The sequence below is a fragment of the Acidovorax sp. NO-1 genome (genome assembly GCF_000238595.1).
In the GTDB taxonomy this organism is placed as follows: Bacteria; Pseudomonadota; Gammaproteobacteria; order Burkholderiales; family Burkholderiaceae_C; genus Acidovorax.
Genome location: NZ_AGTS01000064.1, coordinates 1 through 2,977, shown reverse-complemented (window position 1 = coordinate 2,977; position 2,977 = coordinate 1). Strand labels below are relative to the sequence as shown.

Below are 2,977 nucleotides of genomic sequence, written 5' to 3'. Positions count from 1 at the left end.
GTTACGTGCCACCGGCACCAGCGGCTCCACAGAATAGGTCGTTGACCTCCAGAGTTGAGCAAATTCATGGAGTCGTGAACCTGCTCGATCACCTGCCAGCCTGCGCCAACAAGAGTCTTCGTAGCTTTATCGCCGATGTGTTCGACAAGGCACTTCTTGCGGCGTACTCCATACCGGCGAGGGGCGCCTGGGCACCCGAGTGTTGCCAATCTGCAGAACATTCCCTGCTCGGCTGGAGCCTTCAGATGTCCAAACGCGCCCGACGGTATCCGGCCCTGCACGCATGGGAGCGGGATGTGGCAGTCGCAGCCGCTTTGGTCGCTCCGTGTGGACTGGCGGGCTACCTGCATGACCATCCCGACCGAGACCCTGTGCTAAGCCTGAACAGCGAGGAACGCGAAGAAATTGTCGCGCGGCGCCTTGTGATCCTCGACGCCCCCTTGCGCCGCTTGCGATCACGTGATGCCGAATGCGGCAGCACGTTGGGCGCAGTGCTCGACGTCAGTGGAGACGAAGAGCTCGACCGCCAGCAAGTCGCGCGTATCACCGCCGCCATCGGCTTCATGGCAATCCTCTGACTATGCGCCCCACACGCTGAACAACTGGACCCCAACATCCATGAAACCCACATCCAATCCAATATCCAGGAACGCCTCTTCCGCTGGCTCCACCCCTACCCACTTTGTGCAGGAGCACAAGGGCCTGTGCATCCTGGCGTTGCCAGCAAGCTTTCGCAAAGCGGTCCCCGCAGAGCGCTGGGGGGAGATCCACCGTGAACTGCATGCCCAAGTGCTGGAACTCATTGAGCGACTGCCCGGAGCGGTTCACTTCGTCGCGATGCCCCTGTGCGTAGCCCAGATCACCGGCGACATAGACCCGGCAGAGATCGGTCAGCGGTTGACTCAAGAGGACTTCATCCTCGAGCCCCGCGGGCGGACAGGAGAAACCAGCAGCCGTGCGACCCCCCGCAGGGCAGCCTCCAAGAAAGGAGCCTCCCGTGCGTAATCACCGAGCCCGACAAGGAACTCAGGACATGTTCGGAGCCCCCCAGAGTCAGCGTGCTCTGCAGGTCCAGGCTGAGCAACGTGCCCAGTTGCTCGGGCAACTACCGCTGCTTTCTAACCAGGCGCTGGTGCCATTCGTCACAACGGTTTTTGCATTGGATGAACTGGTCGCCGCATATCTCCTGCCTTTGCGTTCTGCGCCCCGAGAACTGGATGAAGGAGATCCGACTGCACTTTCGCAGTGTTTAGCTGCCATGGGGCGTGCCCGCCGTTGCAGAACCTTGGTCCTCAAATCCAGCTGGGAGCCCGTTGCCGTGGCGCTGTTGGTCAACCCCTGTGGCTACTACCTCTGCCTGCGCGAGCTCATGTTTGGACGTCACTACGTATCGACGCCTGACATGTACCAGCGGATTAGCCATGTCAGGGCAGAGGTGCTGACCAAGCCCCTGCAGGCACTGTGTGAAGCCGACCCCCAGGTCGGACGTTATCTCGCCTGGATCTTGGGGTTTGGTTCCTACAAGGGGCTGGATGTCCGGCGGGCGGTCGACATGCAGAGGGCGGTGTATCGCGAGACGCTATGGATGAGCTGAGACATCGACATGACCACGAAAGGAATCAACGATGCACTGGATCATTCACCTGACGCTCCTGGCGTTGAGCGCCATCAACGCGTATCTCATCTTCCGCAGGGATTGGGATCCCATGGACGCCTGGCTCTTTGTGGCGGGTGCTGCGGTGGCGCTACTCCTCACGTTACTCCTGCATCTGCTCTTGAAGGTCAGGTCCGAGGAGCGCATCGCGCTCCTGCACGAAGTGGCCAAGACGGCTAAAGCCGATCTGGTCGCCTTCCTGAAACTGCTTCGCTTCTGGCGTTGATAGCGATCTCCATTCCATGTCGGTCGCGCGAGATGTGACCGGTGCAGAACCCAAACAGAAATTTCCATCACCATGAGAACAACGAACATTCAATTGCGCGCGCACATCTGCGAACGCAGCGCCCAGCTACGACGCATCGCTGCCGAGCTCAAGACCGAGCTTTTTGGGATTGATGACATCATCGATCGCGTGATCGACACAATACGGGCGTGGTACGTCCTGCCCGACATCATCAACCGGCCAGTCATCGTGAACCTGTGGGGACTCACCGGTACGGGCAAGACCCAACTCATTCGCAGCCTGTCCAAAAAGCTCGGGTTCTATGACCGCCTGATCGAAGTTCAGATGGACGGCTATTCCAACGGAGGAGGGGTGTCGATCGGCTCCATGTTGTCGGACTCCGCGATCGCCGAGGGCACTCCCGGAATCCTCGTGCTCGATGAATTCCAACGATTCAGGACCATTGACCGCGAGGGGCGCGAGCGCAAGGTCGAGCACTACATGGACGTGTGGGGCTTGCTCTCCGACGGGAAATTGCCTCCCAACATTAGCTTCCTTGGGGATATTGAGCGCAGGTTGGCCGAGGCTGCATATCGTGACGAACACAAGCGGGTTGGCGTGAAGTCGGATGCTGACGAGGAGGATGTGGTCGTTGGGCTGTTCGCGCGAACGCCCCGCAATGATCTTACGAAGTTCGCTCTGCCGCCGTATCAGGCCCAGGAATTTAAAGCGATGTTGAAGCTCAAGGAGTCCATCATGGAGATCATGACCTGGTCTCCGCAGGATCTCCACAGTCGCTTGGTTGACTTCATGCAGGACCCCCATGCGTGGGAGACAGATTACTCGAAACTGCTGATTTTTGTCTGCGGCAATCTGGATGAGATGTATGCAGATGCCGCAAGTCGCGTGGAAGACTGCGACACGGATGCTGATGTGTTCCATGCCATGACCCGCAAGCTTTCGCTCATTGATGTGAAGCGGGCGTTGAGTGAGCGCTTCAAGCCCGAGCAAATTGCCCGTCTTGGCAACAACCACGTCGTCTATCCCAGTCTGAACCGCTCGACCTACCAAAAGCTCATCGAGGTAGCGGTGCACGG

4 protein-coding genes and 1 pseudogene are annotated in these 2,977 nt (G+C 59.1%); all 5 read left to right on the top strand.

The features are described 5' to 3' along the window. Positions 1-74 precede the first annotated feature (74 nt). Positions 75-578 (top strand): hypothetical protein, encoded by a 504-nt coding sequence (locus tag KYG_RS07240; protein ID WP_008904203.1) that lies wholly within the window; start codon positions 75-77, stop codon positions 576-578. A 40-nt stretch (positions 579-618) separates the two neighbouring features. Beyond that, the gene (locus tag KYG_RS07235) at positions 619-1,005 is read left to right on the top strand and encodes a hypothetical protein (RefSeq protein ID WP_085942523.1); all 387 of its coding nucleotides are present in this window, start codon (positions 619-621) and stop codon (positions 1,003-1,005) included. 28 nt (positions 1,006-1,033) lie between these two features. Next, positions 1,034-1,594, top strand: a complete 561-nt coding sequence (locus tag KYG_RS07230) for a hypothetical protein (RefSeq protein WP_008904200.1) — start codon at positions 1,034-1,036, stop codon at positions 1,592-1,594. 31 nt (positions 1,595-1,625) lie between these two features. Then, positions 1,626-1,880 carry a hypothetical protein gene (locus KYG_RS07225; RefSeq protein WP_008904199.1) on the top strand — a complete coding sequence of 85 codons (255 nt, stop codon included), beginning with the start codon at positions 1,626-1,628 and terminating at the stop codon, positions 1,878-1,880. A 72-nt stretch (positions 1,881-1,952) separates the two neighbouring features. Beyond that, positions 1,953-2,977 (top strand): annotated as a pseudogene (locus KYG_RS07220) (ATP-binding protein); the annotation flags it as partial.

Excerpts from the sequence above, each read along its gene's own strand:
- KYG_RS07235 (WP_085942523.1), top strand. The coding sequence starts at position 619 with ATGAAACCCACATCCAATCCAATATCCAGGAACGCCTCTTCCGCTGGC.
- KYG_RS07230 (WP_008904200.1), top strand. The coding sequence starts at position 1,034 with ATGTTCGGAGCCCCCCAGAGTCAGCGTGCTCTGCAGGTCCAGGCTGAG.
- KYG_RS07225 (WP_008904199.1), top strand. The coding sequence starts at position 1,626 with ATGCACTGGATCATTCACCTGACGCTCCTGGCGTTGAGCGCCATCAAC.